Annotated in this window: 21 protein-coding genes; 18 read left to right on the top strand and 3 right to left on the bottom strand. The window is 73.6% G+C overall.

The features are described 5' to 3' along the window. Positions 1-243 precede the first annotated feature (243 nt). The 8 genes from ACIQD7_RS33625 (at position 244) to ACIQD7_RS33590 (ending at position 8,826) form a co-directional block, all read left to right on the top strand. Positions 244-1,353 (top strand): quinone-dependent dihydroorotate dehydrogenase, encoded by a 1,110-nt coding sequence (locus tag ACIQD7_RS33625; RefSeq protein WP_402447013.1) that lies wholly within the window; start codon positions 244-246, stop codon positions 1,351-1,353. Continuing rightward, positions 1,350-2,186 (top strand): orotidine-5'-phosphate decarboxylase, encoded by an 837-nt coding sequence (pyrF, locus tag ACIQD7_RS33620; protein ID WP_383416912.1) that lies wholly within the window; start codon positions 1,350-1,352, stop codon positions 2,184-2,186. The genes ACIQD7_RS33625 and pyrF overlap by 4 nt, the downstream gene beginning before the upstream one ends. A gap of 310 nt (positions 2,187-2,496) precedes the next feature. Further along, positions 2,497-2,820: an integration host factor gene (locus tag ACIQD7_RS33615; RefSeq protein WP_121828861.1), complete on the top strand. Its 324-nt coding sequence runs from the start codon at positions 2,497-2,499 to the stop codon at positions 2,818-2,820. A gap of 72 nt (positions 2,821-2,892) precedes the next feature. Continuing rightward, positions 2,893-3,465: a guanylate kinase gene (gene gmk / locus ACIQD7_RS33610; protein WP_351973339.1), complete on the top strand. Its 573-nt coding sequence runs from the start codon at positions 2,893-2,895 to the stop codon at positions 3,463-3,465. A 54-nt stretch (positions 3,466-3,519) separates the two neighbouring features. Further along, a complete protein-coding gene (gene rpoZ, locus ACIQD7_RS33605) occupies positions 3,520-3,792 on the top strand; it encodes a DNA-directed RNA polymerase subunit omega (protein ID WP_005319902.1) in 273 nt (90 codons plus the stop codon). Positions 3,793-3,912: 120 nt separating this feature from the next. Next, complete coding sequence (gene coaBC, locus ACIQD7_RS33600) at positions 3,913-5,124, top strand: bifunctional phosphopantothenoylcysteine decarboxylase/phosphopantothenate--cysteine ligase CoaBC (protein WP_121828859.1); 1,212 nt, start codon at positions 3,913-3,915, stop codon at positions 5,122-5,124. Positions 5,125-5,389: 265 nt separating this feature from the next. Beyond that, a complete protein-coding gene (gene metK, locus ACIQD7_RS33595; RefSeq protein ID WP_121828858.1) occupies positions 5,390-6,598 on the top strand; it encodes a methionine adenosyltransferase in 1,209 nt (402 codons plus the stop codon). A 95-nt stretch (positions 6,599-6,693) separates the two neighbouring features. Further along, positions 6,694-8,826, top strand: coding sequence for a primosomal protein N' (locus ACIQD7_RS33590; RefSeq protein ID WP_402447008.1), 2,133 nt, complete (start codon positions 6,694-6,696; stop codon positions 8,824-8,826). 82 nt (positions 8,827-8,908) lie between these two features. On the opposite strand, the gene ACIQD7_RS33585 is transcribed toward ACIQD7_RS33590, so the two are convergent. Continuing rightward, positions 8,909-9,430 (bottom strand): hypothetical protein, encoded by a 522-nt coding sequence (locus ACIQD7_RS33585; protein ID WP_121828856.1) that lies wholly within the window; start codon positions 9,428-9,430, stop codon positions 8,909-8,911. Positions 9,431-9,682: 252 nt separating this feature from the next. Between ACIQD7_RS33585 and fmt the strand changes: the two genes are divergently transcribed. Continuing rightward, a complete protein-coding gene (gene fmt, locus ACIQD7_RS33580) occupies positions 9,683-10,615 on the top strand; it encodes a methionyl-tRNA formyltransferase (protein WP_121828855.1) in 933 nt (310 codons plus the stop codon). A gap of 16 nt (positions 10,616-10,631) precedes the next feature. On the opposite strand, the gene ACIQD7_RS33575 is transcribed toward fmt, so the two are convergent. Beyond that, positions 10,632-10,928: a hypothetical protein gene (locus tag ACIQD7_RS33575; protein WP_402447005.1), complete on the bottom strand. Its 297-nt coding sequence runs from the start codon at positions 10,926-10,928 to the stop codon at positions 10,632-10,634. A 140-nt stretch (positions 10,929-11,068) separates the two neighbouring features. Between ACIQD7_RS33575 and ACIQD7_RS33570 the strand changes: the two genes are divergently transcribed. From ACIQD7_RS33570 to ACIQD7_RS33540, 7 genes are all read left to right on the top strand, one after another. Next, positions 11,069-12,481 carry an RsmB/NOP family class I SAM-dependent RNA methyltransferase gene (locus ACIQD7_RS33570; RefSeq protein WP_402447002.1) on the top strand — a complete coding sequence of 471 codons (1,413 nt, stop codon included), beginning with the start codon at positions 11,069-11,071 and terminating at the stop codon, positions 12,479-12,481. Positions 12,482-12,631: 150 nt separating this feature from the next. After that, a complete protein-coding gene (gene rpe / locus ACIQD7_RS33565; protein ID WP_121828853.1) occupies positions 12,632-13,315 on the top strand; it encodes a ribulose-phosphate 3-epimerase in 684 nt (227 codons plus the stop codon). A 135-nt stretch (positions 13,316-13,450) separates the two neighbouring features. Beyond that, positions 13,451-14,500, top strand: coding sequence for a sugar-binding transcriptional regulator (locus tag ACIQD7_RS33560; RefSeq protein WP_205613793.1), 1,050 nt, complete (start codon positions 13,451-13,453; stop codon positions 14,498-14,500). A 104-nt stretch (positions 14,501-14,604) separates the two neighbouring features. Next, the gene (locus ACIQD7_RS33555; protein ID WP_402446999.1) at positions 14,605-15,042 is read left to right on the top strand and encodes a ribonuclease domain-containing protein; all 438 of its coding nucleotides are present in this window, start codon (positions 14,605-14,607) and stop codon (positions 15,040-15,042) included. Continuing rightward, positions 15,032-15,364 carry a barstar family protein gene (locus ACIQD7_RS33550; RefSeq protein WP_402446996.1) on the top strand — a complete coding sequence of 111 codons (333 nt, stop codon included), beginning with the start codon at positions 15,032-15,034 and terminating at the stop codon, positions 15,362-15,364. Before ACIQD7_RS33555 ends, ACIQD7_RS33550 begins: the two co-directional genes overlap by 11 nt. 105 nt (positions 15,365-15,469) lie before the next feature. Further along, positions 15,470-16,912 carry a GuaB1 family IMP dehydrogenase-related protein gene (locus ACIQD7_RS33545; RefSeq protein ID WP_121828849.1) on the top strand — a complete coding sequence of 481 codons (1,443 nt, stop codon included), beginning with the start codon at positions 15,470-15,472 and terminating at the stop codon, positions 16,910-16,912. A 78-nt stretch (positions 16,913-16,990) separates the two neighbouring features. Continuing rightward, complete coding sequence (locus ACIQD7_RS33540) at positions 16,991-17,500, top strand: GNAT family N-acetyltransferase (RefSeq protein WP_121828848.1); 510 nt, start codon at positions 16,991-16,993, stop codon at positions 17,498-17,500. On the opposite strand, the gene ACIQD7_RS33535 is transcribed toward ACIQD7_RS33540, so the two are convergent. After that, the gene (locus tag ACIQD7_RS33535; RefSeq protein ID WP_402446992.1) at positions 17,489-18,508 is read right to left on the bottom strand and encodes a GDSL-type esterase/lipase family protein; all 1,020 of its coding nucleotides are present in this window, start codon (positions 18,506-18,508) and stop codon (positions 17,489-17,491) included. The two genes, ACIQD7_RS33540 and ACIQD7_RS33535, sit on opposite strands and share 12 nt — an antisense overlap. Before the next feature lie 342 nt (positions 18,509-18,850). Here ACIQD7_RS33535 and ACIQD7_RS33530 point away from each other — a divergent pair, with 342 nt between their 5' ends. Both ACIQD7_RS33530 and ACIQD7_RS33525 read left to right on the top strand, forming a co-directional pair. After that, on the top strand, positions 18,851-20,326 hold the full coding sequence (locus tag ACIQD7_RS33530) for an amino acid permease (protein WP_402446989.1): 1,476 nt from the start codon (positions 18,851-18,853) through the stop codon (positions 20,324-20,326). A 10-nt stretch (positions 20,327-20,336) separates the two neighbouring features. Next, complete coding sequence (locus tag ACIQD7_RS33525) at positions 20,337-20,792, top strand: Lrp/AsnC family transcriptional regulator (RefSeq protein WP_402446986.1); 456 nt, start codon at positions 20,337-20,339, stop codon at positions 20,790-20,792. The last annotated feature ends 1 nt before the right edge of the window (position 20,793 follow it).

Here is a 20,793-nt window from a genome sequence, read left to right as displayed (position 1 = left end):
GCTACGAGATCCGTACCGCCGCCGTCGCCCGCGGCGTCCCGTGCCTGACCACCGTCCAGGCCCTCGCCGCAGCCGTCCAGGGCATCGACGCGCTCAACCACGGCGGCGTCGGCGTCCGCTCCCTCCAGGAGCACGCCGAGCACCTCGTCGCGGCCCGCGACTAGCAGCCCGTACGGAGAAGGGGGACACCGGCCACAGCGCGGTGTCCCCCTCTTCATGACCGAACAAGGGATATTTCGGACGATGTACAAGCTGTTCTTCCACCTGGTCTTCAAGCGGATGGACCCCGAGAAGGCCCACTACCTGGCCTTCCGCTGGATCCGCCTGGCCGCCCGCGTCCCGGTGCTCCGCACCTTCGCCGCCGCTGCCCTCGCCCCCCGCTACGAGGAGCTGCGCACCGAGGCCCTCGGCCTGCGGATGCACGGCCCCTTCGGCCTCGCCGCCGGCTTCGACAAGAACGCCGTCGCCATCGACGGCATGGCCATGCTCGGCTTCGACCACGTCGAGATCGGCACCGTCACCGGCGAGGCCCAGCCCGGCAACCCCAAGAAGCGCCTCTTCCGGCTGGTCCCGGACCGCGCCCTGATCAACCGCATGGGCTTCAACAACGAGGGCTCCGCCGCCGTCGCCGCCCGCCTTCACGCGCGCGTACCGGTGTTCAGGACGGTCGTGGGCGTCAACATCGGCAAGACCAAGGTCGTCCCCGAGGCCGAGGCCGCCGCCGACTACGTGAAGTCCACCGAGCGCCTCGCCGCGTACGCCGACTATCTCGTCGTCAACGTCTCCTCCCCGAACACCCCGGGCCTGCGCAACCTCCAGGCCACCGAGTCCCTGCGCCCGCTCCTGACGGCCGTGCGGGAGGCCGCCGACCGCACGGTCACCGACCGCCGGGTCCCGCTCCTGGTCAAGATCGCCCCCGACCTGGCCGACGAGGACGTGGACGCGGTCGCCGACCTCGCCCTGGAGCTGGGCCTCGACGGCATCATCGCCACCAACACCACCATCGCCCGCGAGGGCCTCGGCCTGAAGTCCGCGCCCGAGCTGGTCAAGGAGACCGGCGGCCTGTCCGGACGCCCGGTCAAGCAGCGCTCCCTGGAGGTCCTGCGCCGCCTCCACGCGCGCGTGGGCGACCGCCTGGTCCTCGTCGGCGTCGGCGGCATCGAGAACGCCGAGGACGCCTGGCGGCGCATCCTCGCCGGCGCCACCCTCGTCCAGGGCTACAGCGCCTTCGTCTACGAGGGGCCGTTCTACGCCCGCGCGATCCACAAGGGCCTCGCCGCGCGCCTCGCGGCCTCCCCGTACGCCACCCTCGCCGAGGCCGTCGGCGCCGACAACCGAAAGGCCACCCCGTGACGCTCTCCTTCGGATCCCGCCTGCGCGCCGCCATGGACGAGCGCGGCCCGCTCTGCGTCGGCATCGACCCGCACGCCGCCCTGCTCGACTCCTGGGGCCTCACGGACGACATCGCCGGTCTGGAGCGCTTCACCTTCACCGTCGTCGAGGCCCTCGCCGGCACCGTGGCCGTCTTCAAGCCCCAGTCCGCCTTCTTCGAGCGGTTCGGCTCGCGCGGCGTCGCCGTCCTGGAGCGCGCCGTCTCCGACCTGCGCGCGGCGGGCGGCCTGGTCGTGATGGACGCCAAGCGCGGCGACATCGGCTCCACCATGGCCGCCTACGCCGAGGCCTTCCTGCGCAAGGACTCCCCGCTCTTCTCCGACGCGCTCACGGTCTCCCCGTACCTCGGCTACGGCTCCCTGAAGCCGGCCGTCGACCTGGCCCGGGAGTCCGGCGCCGGACTCTTCGTCCTGGCCCTCACCTCCAACCCGGAGGGCTCCGAGGTCCAGCGGGCCGTCCGCGAGGACGGGAGGACGATCGGCGCGACGATGCTCGCCCACCTGGCCGAGGAGAACGCGGGGGAGACCCCGATGGGCTCCTTCGGCGCGGTCGTCGGCGCCACCCTCGGCGACCTCTCCTCCTTCGACCTGGACGTCAACGGCCCGCTCCTCGCCCCCGGCATCGGCGCCCAGGGCGCGACCCCCGCCGACCTCCCCGCCGTCTTCGGCGCGGCGGTCCGCAACGTCGTCCCGAACGTCAGCCGGGGCGTCCTGCGGCACGGCCCGGACGCCACCGCCCTGCGGGACTCGGCGCTCCGCTACGCGGACGAGATCCGCGCGGCCGTCGGCGCCTGATCCCCGCCGGGACCAATCCGCAGGTCGGAGCGGATCGGGCCCGGTTCGGCGGCCCACCTCGGCCGGTCGTCTCACCACTTGACGAAAACTTGGCCCAAAACCCGGTCTTTATGTCGGGAAAGTCCTGGTCGGTCGATGCTGACCAGGACTTTTCCGCTGTTCTCGCTGACTGGAGCGGCCTCGGCCGCTAGTCTCCGGGGCAGAGCAGGCGTTCAGCGGCCACTCCGTTGATCGTTGCTCCACTGGTGCGGGGCGACTAGGTTCCTCACCGGTCCGTATCCGACAGATCGACATCCGAGGTGACGTAGGCGTGGCTCTTCCGCCCCTTACCCCTGAACAGCGCGCAGCCGCGCTCGAGAAGGCCGCCGCGGCTCGCCGGGAGCGGGCCGAGGTCAAGAATCGACTCAAGCACTCCGGCGCATCCCTCCACGACGTCATCAAGACCGGCCAGGAGAACGACGTCATCGGCAAGATGAAGGTCTCCGCGCTCCTTGAGTCCCTGCCGGGCGTGGGCAAGGTCCGTGCCAAGCAGATCATGGAGCGGCTCGGCATCTCCGAGAGTCGCCGGGTGCGCGGTCTCGGCTCCAACCAGATCGCCTCCCTGGAGCGCGAGTTCGGCTCCACCGGCGCCTGACCTTTCGGGACATTCCCGGCATGAGGCGTCCTCCCTGCGCAAGCAGGGGTGAACCACTGGAATAATCGCTGCATGGCAGCAGAGGTACGTCCGCGGCTGACCGTGCTCTCCGGCCCCTCAGGGGTCGGCAAGAGCACGGTCGTCGCGCATATGCGCAAGGTCCACCCCGAGGTCTGGCTCTCGGTGTCGGCGACGACGCGGAAGCCCCGCCCCGGCGAGAAGCACGGCGTCCACTACTTCTTCGTGACGGACGACGAGTTCGACAAGCTGATCGCCAACGGCGAGCTCCTCGAATGGGCCGAGTTCGCGGGCAACCGCTACGGCACCCCGCGCGGCGCGGTCCTCGACCGCCTGGACGCCGGCGAGCCCGTCCTCCTGGAGATCGACCTCCAAGGCGCCCGTCAGGTGAAGGACTCCATGCCGGAGTCCCAGCTGGTCTTCCTGGCCCCGCCGAGCTGGGAGGAGCTGGTCCGCCGCCTCACCGGCCGCGGCACCGAGTCCCCCGAGGTCATCGAGCGCCGCCTCGACGCCGCGAAGGTCGAGCTGGCCGCCGAGTCCGAGTTCGACACCACGCTCGTCAACACCTCCGTCGAGGACGTGGCGCGCGAGCTGCTAACGTTGATGCTGCTGTCTTCTGGGGAATGATCCCCAGGCCCCTACAGTGTGTCTGATCTTTTTTCCATCTTCGGAAGGTAGAGCGTGTCCTCTTCCATCACCGCGCCCGAGGGCATCATCAACCCGCCGATCGACGAGCTGCTCGAGGCCACCGACTCGAAGTACAGCCTCGTGATCTACGCGGCCAAGCGCGCGCGTCAGATCAACGCGTACTACTCCCAGCTCGGCGAGGGCCTGCTGGAGTACGTGGGTCCGCTCGTCGACACCCACGTCCACGAGAAGCCGCTCTCGATCGCGCTGCGCGAGATCAACGCGGGCCTGCTGACGTCCGAGGCCATCGAGGGTCCGGCGCAGTAAACGCACGGCGTTTGTCATATCTGTCACCACAGGCCCGGCGGAACATCCGCCGGGCCTGTGGTGTCTCATGGAGTCGTACGCATCCGAGTGCGCGTCCGAGTGCGGGGAGTCGTGGAAGTCGTGGCAAAGCCGAAGGTCGTTCTGGGCGTCACCGGCGGCATCGCCGCCTACAAGGCGTGCGAGCTGCTCCGCCGGCTCACCGAGTCGGGCCACGACGTCCGGGTCGTGCCCACCGACTCCGCACTGCACTTCGTCGGCGAGGCCACCTGGTCCGCGCTCTCCGGGAACCCCGTCTCGACCGAGGTGTGGGAGTCCGTCCACGAGGTGCCGCACGTGCGGATCGGCCAGGCCGCCGACCTCGTCGTGGTCGCCCCCGCCACCGCCGACATGCTCGCCAAGGCCGCCCACGGCCTCGCCGACGACCTCCTCACCAACACGCTGCTCACCGCACGCTGTCCCGTCGTCTTCGCCCCCGCCATGCACACCGAGATGTGGGAGCACCCGGCCACCCGGGAGAACGTGGCGACCCTGCGCCGCCGCGGCGCCGTCGTCATCGAGCCCGCCGTCGGCCGCCTCACCGGCGTCGACACCGGCAAGGGACGGCTGCCCGACCCCGCCGCGATCTTCGAGGTCTGCCGCCGCGTCCTCGCCCGGGGCGCCACCGCCCCCGACCTGGCCGGCCGGCACGTCGTGGTCAGCGCGGGCGGCACCCGCGAGCCCCTCGACCCCGTCCGCTACCTGGGCAACCGCTCCTCCGGCAAGCAGGGCTACGCCCTCGCCGGGGCCGCCGCCGCCCGGGGCGCCCGGGTCACCCTCGTCGAGGCCAACACCGGCCTCCCCGACCCGGCCGGCGTCGACGTCGTCCGCGTCGGCACCGCCGTCCAGCTCCGCGAGGCCGTACTCAAGGCCGTCGCCGACGCCGACGCGGTGGTCATGGCCGCCGCCGTCGCCGACTTCCGCCCCGCCGTCTACGCCCCCGGCAAGATCAAGAAGAAGGGCGACGACGGCGCCCCCGTCGTCGAACTCGTCCGCAACCCCGACATCCTCGCCGAGCTCTCCGCCGACCGGGCCCTGCCCGGCCAGGTCGTCGTCGGCTTCGCCGCCGAGACCGACGACGTCCTCGCCAACGGACGCGAGAAGCTCGCCCGCAAGGGCTGCGACCTCCTCGTCGTCAACGAGGTCGGGGAGCGCAAGACCTTCGGCTCCGAGGAGAACGAAGCCGTGGTGCTCGCGGCGGACGGCACCGAGACCCCCGTGCCGTACGGGCCGAAGGAAGCGCTCGCCGAGACGGTCTGGGACCTGGTCCTGCCCCGGCTGCGTCCCACCGACTGAGATGTCCGGGTCCGGCCAGCCCGGCACGCCGTCACCCGGGCGGAGGAGCGAAACACCGCCTCGCGAGTGATTCGCGTCCCACCGGAGCGGCCGCCCCGCCCTTGTCGGCGGCCGGTTCCGGCCGCCCGGGGGCATTCGCCAGGCGAGACACCTGGTCCATTGTCCGACCACGACCGATAGACTGTTCGTGGAACGTCGCGGGGCGCAGCCCCCTGCCGGTCCGAGCCACGAGTAGCCAGCAGCCGCTGCAACCCCAGGGAGCGTTGTGTCCCGTCGTCTGTTCACCTCGGAGTCCGTCACCGAGGGGCACCCCGACAAGATCGCTGACCAGATCAGCGACACCATCCTCGACGCACTGCTGCGCGAGGACCCCACCTCGCGCGTCGCCGTCGAGACGCTGATCACCACCGGCCTGGTGCACGTCGCCGGCGAGGTGACCACCAAGGCGTGGGCGGACATCCCCACCCTCGTCCGGAACAAGATCCTCGAGATCGGTTACGACTCCTCGAAGAAGGGCTTCGACGGCGCCTCCTGCGGCGTGTCGGTGTCCATCGGGTCGCAGTCCCCGGACATCGCCCAGGGTGTCGACACCGCGTACGAGAAGCGCGTCGAGGGCGACGAGGACGAGCTGGACAAGCAGGGCGCCGGCGACCAGGGCCTCATGTTCGGCTACGCGTCGGACGAGACGCCCGAGCTGATGCCGCTGCCGATCCACATCGCGCACCGGCTCTCGCGCCGCCTCACCGAGGTCCGCAAGAACGGCACCATCCCGTACCTGCGCCCCGACGGCAAGACCCAGGTCACCATCGAGTACGACGGCGACAAGGCCGTCCGCCTCGACACGGTCGTGGTCTCCTCGCAGCACGCCTCCGACATCGACCTGGAGTCGCTGCTCGCGCCCGACATCCGCGAGTTCGTCGTCGAGCACGTGCTGGGGCAGCTCGTCGAGGACGGCATCAAGCTCGACACCGAGGGCTACCGCCTCCTGGTGAACCCGACCGGCCGCTTCGAGATCGGCGGCCCGATGGGCGACGCCGGCCTCACCGGCCGCAAGATCATCATCGACACGTACGGCGGCATGGCCCGTCACGGCGGTGGCGCCTTCTCGGGCAAGGACCCGTCGAAGGTCGACCGCTCGGCCGCCTACGCCATGCGCTGGGTCGCCAAGAACGTCGTCGCCGCCGGCCTCGCCGCGCGCTGCGAGGTCCAGGTCGCCTACGCGATCGGCAAGGCCGAGCCCGTCGGCCTCTTCGTCGAGACCTTCGGGACCAACACGGTCGACGTCGAGAAGATCGAGAACGCCATCGCCGAGGTCTTCGACCTCCGCCCGGCCGCGATCATCCGCGACCTCGACCTGCTCCGCCCGATCTACTCCCAGACCGCCGCCTACGGCCACTTCGGCCGCGAGCTGCCGGACTTCACCTGGGAGCGCACCGACCGCGTCGACGCCCTCAAGCAGGCCGCCGGGCTCTGAGCCCCGCACGCACGCGACCGAAGCCCGGCACCCTGTGAGGGGGGCCGGGCTTCGGTCCGTCCCGACTGTCGGTGGTGTCTGGTAGGTATGGGGCCGTGAGCAGCGAGAACGAGAAGCCCTCCGAGGAACCCGAGCAGCTCGCGCTCATTCGGGAGACCGTGCGGAAGGCGAAGGTGCCGCGGGCCAAGCCGCGGACGTGGCGGGGGGCCGCGCTCGCCAAGGAGCTGCCCGTGGCACGGGTCGTCGTGAACAAGGGGGCGCTCCACCTCGACCAGTTCTTCGACTACGCGGTCCCCGAGGAGCTGGACGGGGCCGCCCGGCCCGGGGTGCGGGTGCGCGTCCGGTTCGGGGCCGGGGCCCACCAGGTCAAGAACGGGCGCCGGGAGGGCGGACGGCTGATCGACGGCTTCCTCGTCGAGCGCCGGGCCACCTCCGACTACTCCGGCCCCCTGGCCGCCCTCGCCGACGTCGTCTCCCCCGAACCCGTCCTCGGACCCGAGCTCTTCGGCCTCGCCCGCGCCGTCGCCGACCGGTACGCGGGCAGCCTCGCCGACGTGCTCCAGCTCGCCGTGCCGCCGCGCAGCGCCGCCGCCGAGCGCCGCCCCTCCCCGGAGCCGCTGCCGCCGCCCCCCGCCCCGGCGCCGGGGAGCTGGACGCGGTACGAGCAGGGGCCCGCCTTCCTGGACTCCCTGGCGGGCGGCGGGGCGCCCCGGGCCGTGTGGAACGCGCTGCCGGGACCGCACTGGGCCGAGGAGATCGCCCGCGCCGTCGCCGCCACCCTCGCCTCCGGGCGCGGCGCCCTCGTCGTCGTCCCCGACGGACGGGCCGCCGACCGGGTCGACACGGCCCTCACCACCGTCCTGGGGGAGGGGCGGCACGCGCTGCTCACCGCCGAGGCGGGCCCCGAGAAGCGGTACGCGCGCTGGCTCGCCGTCCGGCGCGGTGCGGTGCGGGCCGTCGTCGGCACCAGGGCGGCGATGTTCGCCCCCGTACGGGACCTGGGCCTGGTCGTCGTCTGGGACGACGGCGACGGCAGCCACAGCGAACCGCACGCCCCGCAGCCCCACGCCCGCGAGGTGCTCCTGCTGCGCGCCGCCCACGACCGGTGCGCCTTCCTCCTGGGCAGCACGAGCTGCACCGTCGAGGCCGCCCAGCTCGTCGAGTCCGGCTGGGCCCGGGCGCTGACCGCCGGACGCGAACGGGTCCGCGCGGCCGCGCCCCTGATCCGTACCGTCGGCGACGGCGAACTCGCCCGGGACGAGGCCGCGCGCGCCGCCCGGCTCCCCTCGCTCGCCTGGCAGGCCGTACGGGAGGGGCTCAAGACCGGCCCGGTGCTCGTCCAGGTGCCCCGCCGGGGGTACGTGCCCCGGCTGGCCTGCGAGCGCTGCCGGACGCCCGCCCGCTGCCGGCACTGCGCCGGGCCCCTGGAGGCCCCCGAGCAGCGGGAGCTGCGCTGCGGCTGGTGCGGGCGCGGCGCCCCCGACTGGCACTGCGTCGAGTGCGGCTCGACCCGGCTGCGGGCCCAGGTGGTCGGCGCCCGGCGGACCGCCGAGGAGCTGGGCCGGGCCTTCCCGGCGGTCCCGGTCCGCACCTCGGGCCGTGACCACGTCCTGGACAGCGTGCCCGGGCGCCCCGCGCTCGTCGTCTCCACCCCGGGCGCCGAGCCCGTCGCCGAGGGCGGCTACGCGGCCGCGCTGCTCCTCGACGGCTGGGCCATGCTCGGCCGGCCCGACCTGCGCGCGGGCGAGGAGGCGCTGCGGCGCTGGATCGACGCGGCCTCCCTGGTGCGGGGGCAGTCCGAGGGCGGCACGGTCGTCGTGGTGGCCGAGCCGACGCTGCGGCCGGTGCAGGCGCTCGTCCGCTGGGACCCGGTCGGGCACGCCCGGCGCGAGCTGGCCGAGCGCACCGAGCTGGGCTTCCCGCCGGTCTCCCGGATGGCCGCGGTGAGCGGCCCGCCGGAGGCCGTCGAGGACTTCCTGACGGCGGCCGTGCTGCCCCCCGACGCCGAAATCCTCGGCCCGGTGCCGCTGCCGGTGGTGCGCCCCGGCGGCGCCCGCCGGCCCGGTGACCCGCCGCCGGGCGAGCAGTGGGACCGGGCCCTGGTCCGGGTCCCGCCGGGCAGCGGCGCGGCCCTGGCGGCCGCCCTCAAACAGGCCCGCGCGTCCCGCCTGTCGCGCGGCGGCGGGGACCCGGTCCGGGTCCGCGTGGACCCGCCGGACATCGGCTGACGCCCGGTGCCGGGGTTCTCCCGTACGGACGCGAGACGGCCGCCCGTCCCACGAGGGGCGGGCGGCCGTGGTGTCTCGTGCGTCAGACGTTCCGGGGTGCGGGGAAGGCCGACGGGCGGGGGTCGTCGCGGAGGGCCGAGCTGCCCGACGAGGGCTGCGGCGGCATCGAGCGGGCGGCGGGGACCGAGGGCACGGGACGGATCCCGCCCGGCTCCGCTCCGTGCTCCTGCTCCACGGCGGCGCTCTGCTGGGGGGACGCCCGGCGGGCGCCGTAGCGGCGGTGGACGGCCTGCTTGGTGACTCCGAGCGCGGAACCCACCGCGTCCCACGAGAAACCGAGCGAACGGTCGAAGTCGACCGCGGCGGTCACCAGGGTCTCGACGCTGTCCCGCAGCTCCTGGGCGAGGCGTACGGTCGGGGCGGGCGCGCGCCCGTAGACGACGAAGCCCGTCGACGGGCCGGAGCGGCGAGGGCGGTAGACATTGCCCAGCTGGGCCGTGAGCGTGCGCAGCGCGTCCACCTGCCGCCGGACCCGCTCGATGTCCCGCACGAGCAGGTGCAGACTCGCCCGGGCTTGGGCGTCGTGGGTTGCGTGGTCGGCCATGTGAAAGCCTCTCGAACCGGCGTATGAGGGAGCGGGTCGCGAGGGGGAGCGGCGACCCGGTGAGGTCAATCTCTCTTGACCAACGCGCCACCGGGAGTTGGGTCACGCTGCGGGGGCGTACACGCATATGCGCGGAGCGCCCGCCCCTCCGTACGCCCCCTCCCGCCCCCGTGCCGCGCACTGGGCGGGACCCGCCCCCTAGACTGGTGTGCTGCCCCAACGCCCCCGGAGAGACAGGCAGTCGCCCCCCCCATGAAGCTCGTCTTCGCAGGCACCCCCGAGGTCGCCGTTCCCGCCCTGGACGCCCTGATCGCCTCCGGGCGGCACGAGGTGGCCGCCGTGGTCACCCGGCCCGACGCCCCGGCGGGACGCGGCCGGCGGCTGGTCGCCAGCCCGGTGGCCCAGCGCGCGGAGGAGGCGGGGATCGAGGTCCTCAAGCCGGCCAGGCCCCGCGACGAGGACTTCCTCGCCCGGCTGCGGGAGATCGCGCCGGACTGCTGCCCGGTCGTCGCGTACGGCGCCCTGCTGCCCAAGGTCGCCCTCGACGTCCCGGCCCGGGGCTGGGTCAACCTGCACTTCTCGCTGCTGCCCGCCTGGCGCGGGGCGGCGCCCGTGCAGCACGCGCTGATGGCGGGCGACCAGGTGACGGGCGCCTCCACCTTCCTGATCGAGGAGGGGCTCGACTCGGGCCCGGTCTACGGCGTCGTCACCGAGGACGTCCGCCCGACCGACACCAGCGGCGACCTGCTCACCCGGCTCGCCTTCGCGGGCGCCGGACTGCTCGCCGCGACCATGGACGGCATCGAGGACGGCACGCTCCAGGCCGTCCCGCAGCCCGTCGAGGGCGTCACCCTCGCCCCGAAGATCCAGGTCGAGGACGCCCACGTCGACTTCGCGGCCCCCGCGCTGCGGGTGGACCGGGTGGTGCGCGGCTGCACCCCGGCCCCCGGCGCCTGGACCGTCTTCCGGGGCGAGCGCCTCAAGCTGATCCAGGTCACGCCCCTCCCGGACCGCACCGACCTGGCCCCGGGCGAGCTCTCGGTCGGCAAGAACAACGTGTACGCGGGCACCGGCTCGTACGCCGTCGAACTCCTCTGGGTCCAGCCCCAGGGCAAGAAGCCGATGAAGGCCGCCGACTGGGCGCGCGGGGTGCGGATCGCGCCGGGGGAGCGGCTGGGCGCGTGACCCCGGCCGGGGCCTCCTAGGACCCGTCTCCCCACCGGTTCCAGAGCGTGTGCCGCCAGTCGTCGGCGCCGGGGCCGGGGCGGGTCACCGGCGGCACCGGGCCCGGAGCGGTCTCGATCAGGTGCAGCAGCGACCAGGCGACGCCGTAGCAGTCGTCCGGGCCGAAGCAGGCCGCCAGGGCCCGCGCCTCGTCGGGGGTGACGGGCGCGGGAACGGCTTCGAGCTGCTCCACCCGCCGGGCGATCTCCTCCTCGTCGGCGTCCTGGTCGGGGAGGGGGCCGTCGGCCGTGAACGTCCTGACTTCGGGTCTCATCCGAGCATGGTCGGCCCCTCCCGGTGTCCCGGGCAAGCGGCCCCGCCCCGGAGGGCGGGGCCGCACCGTTCCGGGCCCGCCCCCGCGGAGGGACTACGCTGGGAGCGTTCGACCTCGTCATTTCGTCACGCGGAGCACCTTTGAGCGAGCAGGCACGTCGCCGTCCCCCCAAGCCCTACCGGAAGCCCAAGAAGGATCCCGTCCGGATCCTCGCCTTCGAGGCGCTGAGGGCGGTCGACGAGCGGGACGCCTACGCGAACCTGGTGCTGCCGCCGCTCCTGAAGAAGGCCCGCGAGGGCGGGGACTTCGACGGGCGGGACGCGGCCCTCGCGACCGAGCTGGTCTACGGGACGCTGCGCCGCCAGGGCACGTACGACGCGATCATCGCCGCCTGCACCGACCGCCCGCTGCGCGAGATCGACCCGCCCGTGCTGGACGTGCTCGCGCTCGGCGCCCACCAGCTCCTCGGCACCCGCATCCCCACCCACGCCGCCGTCTCCGCCAGTGTCGAGCTGGCCCGGGTGGTGCTCGGCGACGGACGGGCCAAGTTCGTGAACGCCGTGCTGCGGAAGATCTCCCGGCAGGACCTGGACGCCTGGGTGGCGCAGGTCGCCCCGCCGTACGACGAGGACCCCGAGGACCACCTCGCCGTCGTCCACTCGCACCCCCGCTGGGTCGTCTCGGCGCTCTGGGACTCGCTCGGCGGCGGCCGCGCCGGGATCGAGGACCTCCTGGAGGCGGACAACGAGCGCCCCGAGGTCACCCTCGTCGCCCGCCCCGGCCGCTCCACCACCGAGGAGCTCGCCGCGGCCACCGAGACCCTGCCGGGCCGCTGGTCCCCGTACGCCCTGCGGATGGCGGAGGGCGGCGAGCCCGGCGCCATCGAGGCGGTCAAGGAGGGCAGGGCCGGGGTCCAGGACGAGGGCAGCCAGCTGGTCGCCCTCGCCCTCGCGCACGCGCCCCTGGAAGGACCCGACGCCCGCTGGCTCGACGGCTGCGCGGGCCCCGGCGGCAAGGCCGCGCTCCTCGCCGCCCTCGCCTCCGAGCGGGGCGCCGCCCTCCTCGCCTCCGAGAAGCAGCCGCACCGCGCCCGCCTGGTCGAGCGCGCCCTCGCCGGCAACCCCGGCCCGTACCAGGTGATCGCCGCCGACGGCACCCGCCCGCCGTGGCGCCCCGGCTCCTTCGACCGGGTCCTGGTGGACGTGCCCTGCTCGGGCCTCGGCGCCCTGCGCCGCCGCCCCGAGGCCCGCTGGCGCCGCCGCCCCGACGACCTGGACGGCTTCGCCCCGCTCCAGCGCGCGCTGCTCACCGAGGCGCTGGGCGCGGTGCGCGTCGGCGGCGTCGTCGGATACGCGACCTGCTCGCCGCACCTGGCCGAGACCCGGGTCGTCGTCGACGACGTCCTGAAGAAGACCGGCGGCGCCGAGCTGATCGACGCCCGCCCGCTGCTGCCCGGCGTCCCCGCGCTCGGCGACGGCCCCGACGTCCAGCTGTGGCCGCATCTGCACGGTACGGACGCCATGTACCTGGCGCTGCTGCGCCGGACCGCCTGACCCCGGACCGCTCCACCCTTCGATCACCCGACCGCAATATCCCGGTCCGTCCAGGTCCCGGACTCGTCTTTTCGTACCGAACCTGGTCCGGACCTGAATCGAAACCGCCCAGCGGCAAAGAAGTGCCCAAGAACGTGGGAGGCTTGGCGCATGGCGCAGATCAACCCCAGCATCCTGTCCGCGGACTTCGCCCGGCTCGCCGAGGAGGCCGAGGCGGTCCAGGGAGCCGACTGGCTGCACGTCGACGTGATGGACAACCACTTCGTGCCCAACCTGACGCTGGGCGTGCCGATCGTGGAGTCCCTCGCCCGCGCGACGGACACCCCGCTCGACTGCCACCTGATGATCGAGGACCCCGACCGCTGGGCCCCGCAGTACGTGGAGGCCGGCGCCGGTTCGGTGACCTTCCACGTCGAGGCCGCCGCCGCCCCCGTGCGGCTCGCCCGGGAGATCCGGGCCAAGGGCGCCCGCGCCTCCATGGCGCTCAAGCCGGCCACGCCCATCGAGCCGTACGAGGACCTGCTCCCCGAGCTCGACATGCTGCTGATCATGACCGTCGAGCCCGGCTTCGGCGGCCAGGCCTTCCTCGACATCATGCTGCCCAAGATCCGCCGCACCCGCGAGCTGATCTCCAAGCACGGTCTTGAGCTGTGGCTCCAGGTCGACGGCGGGGTCGCGGAGTCCACGATCGAGCGGTGCGCCGAGGCCGGCGCCGACGTCTTCGTCGCGGGCTCGGCGGTCTACGGAGCGGCCGACCCGGCCGCCGCCGTCGCCTCGCTGCGGGCCCGCGCCGAGACCGCGACGGCCTCCGCCGCGTGGGCGTGTGGCCACTGAGCCTCCGGTGGATGAACGCGGCCCGTCGGGCCGCCGACAGGACTGATCAAGGCCCGTCGTTTCTGACAGGATGAACGGCGAGCAGGAGTGTGAACGACCTCGGCACGTGAACGGCGTGCCGCGGGCAAGCGGTACGTGAACGGCAGTGAGGAGATCGCGGTGGCGGGTATGTCGGCGGGACGGTCAGCCCTGCGGATGGGCCCCGCGGAGCTGGTGCAGGCGGCGGCCATGGCCCGCCGCTTCTACCTGGAGGGCAAGTCCAAGATCCAGATCGCCGAGGAGTTCGGCGTGAGCCGCTTCAAGGTGGCCCGGGTCCTGGAGACCGCCCTGGAGCGCGATCTCGTACGGATCGAGATCCGCGTGCCGGCCGAGCTGGACGCCGAGCGCTCCGACGCGCTCCGTGCCCGCTACGGGCTCCGCCACGCCGTCGTCGTCGAGTCCCCGGCGGAGGGCGAGGACGAGTCGCCCGACCCGGAGAACCTCGGCGAGGTCGCCGCCGACCTGCTCGGCGAGCTGGTCGCCGAGGGCGACGTCCTCGGCCTGGCCTGGGGCCGCTCCACCATCCACATGGCGGCCGCCCTCGACCGGCTGCCGCCCTGCACGGTCGTCCAGCTCACCGGCGTGTACGACGCCGGGACCGCCGAGCGAGGCTCCGTCGAGGCCGTCCGCCGGGCCGCCCAGGTCTCCGGCGGCGAGGCCCACCCGATCTACGCCCCCATGCTGCTCCCCGACCCGGCGACGGCGGCTGCCCTGCGCAGCCAGACCGGCATCGCGCGGGCCTTCGAGTACTTCGACAAGGTGACCGTCGCCTGCGTCTCCATCGGCTCCTGGGAGCCGGGCATCTCCACCGTCCACGACATGCTCTCCGACGAGGAGCGCGCCCACTACGCCTCGCTCGGCGTCGCCGCCGAGATGTCCGCGCACCTCTTCGACTCCGAGGGGCGCCGGGTCGGCCGCGACCTGGGCGAGCGCTGCATCACGGTCGAGGCGGACCGGCTGCGCCGGATCCCCGAGGTCGTCGCCATCGCCGGCGGCCAGCGCAAGGCGGCGGCGATCGGCGCGGTGCTCCGCTCCGGGCTCGTCACCAGCCTGGTGACCGACCGCGCCGCCGCGGACTACCTGCTCACCGAGTCCACCCCGGGCACCCACCCGGCGCTCGACCGGACGGACCCCGACGGCAGCTGAGCCGAGTGCCCCCGGGAGGCCTTCGGCGGTGCGTACGCCGTCGTGCGTGCGAGCCGCGCGTGCCCCCGGGGCCGGAGCCGTCCCGCGACGGTATGTTCGGGCCCATGCTGCTCCGGCCCCCGCGCGTGCTCCTCGCGCTCGTCCTCGCCGTCCTCCTGGGCGGCTTCCTGGCCGGGTGCTCCCCGTCCGGCGGAGGCGCGGGAACCGCCGCCCCGACCCGTACGACCGCCTCCGTCGCGCCCACCGGCGCCTCCGGCCTGCCCGTCGTCCGGGCCGCCGACCTGCCGCGCGAGGCGCGCGCGACGCTCGCCCTCATCGCGCGCGGCGGCCCCTACCCGTACGCCAAGGACGGCACGGTCTTCTCCAACTTCGAGAAGGCGCTGCCCCGCGAGGAGCGCGGCTACTACCGCGAGTACACCGTGAAGACCCCCGGCGAGCGCGACCGGGGAGCGCGCCGCGTCGTCACCGGGCGGAACGGCGAGACGTACTACACCGCCGACCACTACGAGACCTTCCGGGAGGTGGTCGCGGATGAGCCCTGACGACCCCGTCGTCCTCGACCTGACCGGAGTCGCGGACAAGGCCGCCCTCATGGACCGGTGCGCCGAGGCCCTCGCGCTGCCCGACTGGTTCGGCCGCAACTGGGACGCCCTCGCCGACTGCCTCACCGACCTGCCCCGGCCCGTCGTCCTCGTCGTCACCGGCTGGCAGGGGTACGCCGAGGCCCGGCCGCGCGAGTGGCGGACCGCCCAGGAGGTCTTCACCACGGCGGCCGACGAGAGCCCCACCCGCCTCTCCGTCCTCCTCTCCCTGGGGCGTTCCTTCGGAGGATCCTCCGAACCACCTGCCGCGAGACTCGGATGATCGGCCCGGGTCTGGTATGCGTACACCCGTGGGACAATGAACTACGTGCTTTTTCCCCTGGCTGAAATGCCTAGGGGCCGATCCGAATGACTGGGATGTCAGCACGTGCGTTTCCTCAATGACGTCAAGCCGCCCTACGACCTGACGTACGACGATGTGTTCATGGTGCCGAGCCGCTCGGCCGTCGGCTCCCGCCAGGCCGTGGACCTCTCCTCGCCCGACGGCACCGGGACGACCGTCCCGCTCGTCGTGGCCAACATGACCGCCATCGCGGGCCGCCGGATGGCCGAGACCGTAGCCCGCCGCGGCGGCCTGGTCGTCATCCCGCAGGACATCCCGATCGAGGTCGTCACCGACGTGATCTCGTGGGTGAAGAGCCGCCACCACGTCCTCGACACCCCGATCGTCCTGGAGCCGCACCAGACCGTCGCCGACGCGCTCGCCCTGCTGCCCAAGCGCGCCCACGACGCCGGCGTCGTCGTCGACGAGAACCGGCGCCCGGTGGGCGTCGTCACCGACGCCGACCTCTCCGGCGTGGACCGCTTCACTCAGCTCTCCGAGGTCATGTCCAAGGACCTGCTCCTCCTGGACGCGGACATCGACCCGCGCGAGGCCTTCAACACCCTCGACGCCGCCAACCGCCGCTACGCCCCCGCCGTCGACGCGGACGGCAGGCTGGCCGGCATCCTGACCCGCAAGGGCGCCCTGCGCGCGACCCTCTACACCCCGGCCGTCGACGCCAAGGGGCGGCTGCGCGTCGCCGCCGCCGTCGGCATCAACGGCGACGTGGCGGGCAAGGCCAAGCAGCTCCTCGACGCGGGCGTCGACACGCTCGTCATCGACACCGCGCACGGCCACCAGGAGTCGATGATCTCCGCCATCCGGACCGTCCGGGCGCTCGACCCGCAGGTCCCGATCGTCGCGGGCAACATCGTCGCCGCCGAGGGCGTCAAGGACCTCGTCGAGGCGGGCGCGGACATCATCAAGGTCGGCGTCGGCCCCGGCGCCATGTGCACCACCCGCATGATGACCGGCGTCGGCCGCCCGCAGTTCTCCGCCGTCCTGGAGTGCGCCGCCGAGGCGAAGAAGTACGGCAAGCACGTCTGGGCCGACGGTGGCGTCCGGCACCCGCGCGACGTCGCCATGGCCCTCGCCGCCGGCGCCTCCAACGTGATGATCGGCTCCTGGTTCGCCGGTACGTACGAGTCGCCGGGCGACCTCCACCAGGACGCCAAGGGGCGCTTCTACAAGGAGTCCTTCGGCATGGCCTCGGCCCGCGCCGTCAAGAACCGGACCTCCGACGAGTCCTCCTACGACCGCGCCCGCAAGGCGCTGTTCGAGGAGGGCATCTCCACCTCCCGCATGTTCCTCGACCCGCAGCGTCCGGGCGTCGAGGACCTGATCGACTCGATCATCGCGGGCGTCCGCTCCTCCTGCACCTACGCCGGAGCCGGCTCGCTCGCCGAGTTCGAGGAGAAGGCCGTGGTCGGCATCCAGTCCGCCGCCGGCTACGCCGAGGGCAAGCCGCTGCACGCCAGCTGGAGCTAGTCCCTCCGCACGCACGAAGGCCGTGGGCCCCTGGGAAAACACTCCCGGGGGCCCACGGCCGTCCCGTACGGTCACGGCATGGAGCGCACGGAGATCGGGCCCTGCCGGGCCGAGGACGTCCCCCTGCTGGACCGCCACCTGCCCGCCCCGGGCGCGCCGACGCGCCACGCCGACCGGTTCGCCCGCCAGGAGGCCGGGACCGGCACCTATCTGCTCGCCCGGCGGGGCGGGGAGCCCGTCGGGCACGGCCAGGTGCGCTGGGACGGCTGCGCGGCCCCCGAGGTGCGGGCCGCGGTGGGGGACTGCCCGGAGTTCAACGGCCTCGACGTACGGGCCGACCTCCGGGGCCGGGGCATCGGCACCGCCCTGATCCGCGCCGCCGAGGAGCTGGCGCGCGCCCGGGGGCGCACCGCCCTGGGCCTCGGGGTCGCCCGCGACAACCCGCGCGCGGCGGCCCTGTACGCGCGGCTCGGCTACGCGCCCGTCACGGCGTACACCGACCGCTGGACCCGGACCGACCGGGACGGGCGCGTCCACGAGGAGTCCGACGCCTGCGTCTTCCTGGTCAGGGAGCTGTCAGCGGGCTGACGGAGCCGGGGACGGGACCGGAAGGTCCGGGAAACCGCCCAGGGCCTCCGCCACCGCCGCCGCGATCCGGGCGTGTCCCCGGTCGTTCGGGTGTAGCCCGTCCGCCAGGTGCTCCGGGCCGAGCAGCGGGCCGCCGGGGAGGACGAGGAGGTGCCCGTCGCCCTCGGCCGCCAGGTCCCGGCCCGCCCGCTCCATGGCCCGGCGCAGCTCCGTGAGGGTCGCCCCGAGGGCGTTGCGGGTGTGCTCGGCCTCCGGGCGCAGGACGGGCGAGACGACGAGCAGCGGGGTCTCGGGATGGCCCTTGCGGACGAGCCCGACGAAGGCCCGGACCGTCTCGTACAGCCAGTCCGCCGTCGCGGGCGCCTTGGACCAGCAGTTGGTGCCGAACGCCAGGGTGATCAGCTCGCCCGGGAGCCGCGCCAGGTGCTCGGCGAGGGGCAGCTCGCCGCGCGCCGCGCCCGCGTACCCCAGGTTGACCGGGTCGAGGCCGAGCAGGCGGCCCGCCGTGGCCGGCCAGGAGCGGGCCGGGCGGGTCGACCACCAGCCCTCGGTGATGGAGTCGCCGTGGACGAGCCAGCGGGGCCGGGCCGGGGCGGGGGAGAGGCCGCCGCCGACGGCCCGCAGGGCGAGCGGCACGGGCGCCTGGCCCTCCGGCAGGTACACGCTGAAGACGCCGCCGCCCGGGGGCAGCGGGAGCTTCACGACGGTCTCGGCGGCCGGGGCGACACAGGTCTCCCCGACGAACCGCGCCCCGCTCCACAGCGCGAAGCAGTGGCGCAGGTCGCGCAGCGGGTCGTCCGGGTCCGGGACGGCCGCCCGGTAGCGCAGCTCCACCGCGCGCGTGCCGGGCGCGGCCGTGAACTCGATCCGCACCCCGATGGGCAGCTCCGCCCGCGCCGCCACGTCCCACGGCAGTCGCGCCAGATCGTCCGGGTCGGCCCGCACGGGCCGCTTCCCGTCCAGCCAGGCCGTGCCGCGCAGGAACGGTTCCGGGTCGAGCCAGTCCACCGGGGCCTCCGATCGTCGGGCCGCCGGGCCTCGCGGAGCGGGTCGTCCGGCACGTAGAGCCCATGCGTGCGTGGATCGCACCATGCCCCCGATGTACGGATTCATGCGGGGGAGCGCAATGTTTCCCCCCTTCGTGCCGCAAGTGCGCAATGATCATCCGGTATTGCGCAACAACCCTGCATTACGAGTGCGAACCCCTGAGCCTTAGGCTCGTGCCTCGTACCAGGAGTGGCGGCGACCGCCTGCTCGGCGGTTCCGTCCCCCCGTGGGCTGCTCCGGCATGTCCGCACACCGCCGCGGTCCCCGCTCCGCCCCCACAGGCAGCGATAAGGAGCCTCCGCAGTGCTGGACCACGGCGTAGCCCCACCGGTCGGCGACACGACCGCCCCCAAGCCCTCCGCTCTTCGTTCCCTTACCCGCCGCAAGCCGGTGGAAGCCCTGGTCGCGGAGGGTGGGCAGGGTGAGGGCGGCAGCCTCCGCCGGTCCCTCTCGATGTGGCAGCTGACCATGATCAGCATCGGTGCCACGCTCGGCACGGGCATCTTCGTCGTCCTCGGCGACGCCGTCCCCGAGGCCGGCCCCGCGGTCACCCTGGCCTTCGTCATCGCCGGCCTCGCGGCCCTCTTCTCCGCCCTCTCCTACGCCGAGCTGGCCGGCTCCATACCGGTCGCGGGCTCCTCGTACTCGTACGCGTACGCAACGATGGGCGAACTCGTCGCCTGGGTCTGCGGCTGGTGCCTGGTCCTGGAGTACGGCGTCTCGGTCGCCGCCGTGGCCGTCGGCTGGGGCGAGTACCTCAACGAGCTGCTCGACGGCACGATCGGCGTCACCCTCCCCGCGGCGGTCTCCTCCGCTCCCGGCGAGGGCGGCTTCATCAACCTGCCGGGTCTGATCGTCGTCCTGCTCGCGATGGTCTTCCTGCTCGGCGGCGCCCGCGAGTCCGCCGTCGTCAACGCGATCATGGTCTTCGTGAAGATCGCCGCGCTCGTGCTCTTCTGCGCCATCGGCTTCATGGGCTTCAAGTCCGGCAACTACGCCGACTTCATGCCGCTCGGCATGGCCGGAGTCGGCGCCGCCGGGGCCACCCTCTTCTTCTCGTACATCGGCTTCGACGCCGCCTCCACCGCCGGCGAGGAGGCGAAGGACCCCAAGCGCGACCTCCCCCGCGCGATCATGCTCTCGCTGCTCATCGTCACCGTCCTCTACGTCCTGGTCGCGGCCGTCGCCGTCGGCGCCTGGAACTGGAAGGACTTCGACGGCTCCGAGGCCACGCTCGCCGCGATCATGAACGACGTCAGCGGCCAGAAGTTCTGGGGCACCCTGCTCGCCGCCGGCGCCGTCATCTCGATCGCCAGCGTCGTGCTCACCGTCCTCTACGGCCAGACCCGGGTGCTCTTCGCGATGTCCCGCGACGGCCTCGTGCCCAAGGTCTTCGGCAAGGTCAACGCCAAGACCGGCACCCCCCGCGTCAACACCGTCATCGTGTCGCTGTTCTGCGGCGCCCTCGCCTCCGTCATCCCGCTGGGCAAGCTCGTCGACGCCACCAGCATCGGCACCCTGTTCGCCTTCGGTCTGGTCAACATCGCGGTGATCGTGCTCCGCAAGACCCGCCCGACGATGGACCGCACCTTCCGCGTGTCGCTCGGCTGGACCTTCCCGATCCTCGGCTTCGCCGCCTGTGCGTACCTCATGTACAACCTGGACGCGATCACCTGGATCGTCTTCGGTTGCTGGATGGCCGCCGGGCTCGTGTTCTACTTCCTGTACGGTGTGCGCCGCTCCCGTCTGGCCACCGCAGCGCCCTCAGCAGAGAAGTGATCCACCCGTAGTGCGACTCAACGACCTCGACGAACGCATCGTCCACGCCCTCGCGGAGGACGCCCGCCGCTCCTACGCCGACATCGGCTCGCTCGTCGGCCTCTCCGCGCCCGCCGTGAAGCGGCGCGTGGACCGGCTCCGGGCCGAGGGCGCCATCACCGGCTTCACCGTACGGGTGGACCCGGCGGCGCTCGGCTGGGAGACCGAGGGGTTCGTCGAGATCTACTGTCGCCACAACACCTCGCCGGACGACATCCGGCGGGGTCTGGAGCGGTACCCCGAGGTGGTGTCCGCGTCGACCGTCACCGGTGACGCGGACGCTGTCGTCCAGGTCTTCGCCTCGGACATGCGCCACTTCGAGCGCGTCCTGGAGCGGATCGCGGGCGAGCTCTTCGTGGAGCGCACCAAGTCCGTCCTGGTGCTCTCGCCGCTGCTGCGGCGCTTCTCCTCCGGCTCGCCCGCCTGAG

Origin of the sequence: Streptomyces sp. NPDC093071 (assembly GCF_044754545.1) — a bacterium.
Classification (GTDB): domain Bacteria; phylum Actinomycetota; class Actinomycetes; order Streptomycetales; family Streptomycetaceae; genus Streptomyces.
The sequence above is the reverse complement of the archived record's forward strand: the minus strand, read 5'-3'. Positions and strand labels throughout refer to the sequence as shown.

Excerpts from the sequence above, each read along its gene's own strand:
- ACIQD7_RS33575 (WP_402447005.1), bottom strand. The coding sequence starts at position 10,928 with ATGAGACCCGAAGTCAGGACGTTCACGGCCGACGGCCCCCTCCCCGAC.
- ACIQD7_RS33540 (WP_121828848.1), top strand. The coding sequence starts at position 16,991 with ATGGAGCGCACGGAGATCGGGCCCTGCCGGGCCGAGGACGTCCCCCTG.
- ACIQD7_RS33625 (WP_402447013.1), top strand. The coding sequence starts at position 244 with ATGTACAAGCTGTTCTTCCACCTGGTCTTCAAGCGGATGGACCCCGAG.
- ACIQD7_RS33550 (WP_402446996.1), top strand. The coding sequence starts at position 15,032 with ATGAGCCCTGACGACCCCGTCGTCCTCGACCTGACCGGAGTCGCGGAC.
- fmt (WP_121828855.1), top strand. The coding sequence starts at position 9,683 with ATGAAGCTCGTCTTCGCAGGCACCCCCGAGGTCGCCGTTCCCGCCCTG.
- rpe (WP_121828853.1), top strand. The coding sequence starts at position 12,632 with ATGGCGCAGATCAACCCCAGCATCCTGTCCGCGGACTTCGCCCGGCTC.
- ACIQD7_RS33585 (WP_121828856.1), bottom strand. The coding sequence starts at position 9,430 with ATGGCCGACCACGCAACCCACGACGCCCAAGCCCGGGCGAGTCTGCAC.
- gmk (WP_351973339.1), top strand. The coding sequence starts at position 2,893 with ATGGCAGCAGAGGTACGTCCGCGGCTGACCGTGCTCTCCGGCCCCTCA.
- ACIQD7_RS33555 (WP_402446999.1), top strand. The coding sequence starts at position 14,605 with ATGCTGCTCCGGCCCCCGCGCGTGCTCCTCGCGCTCGTCCTCGCCGTC.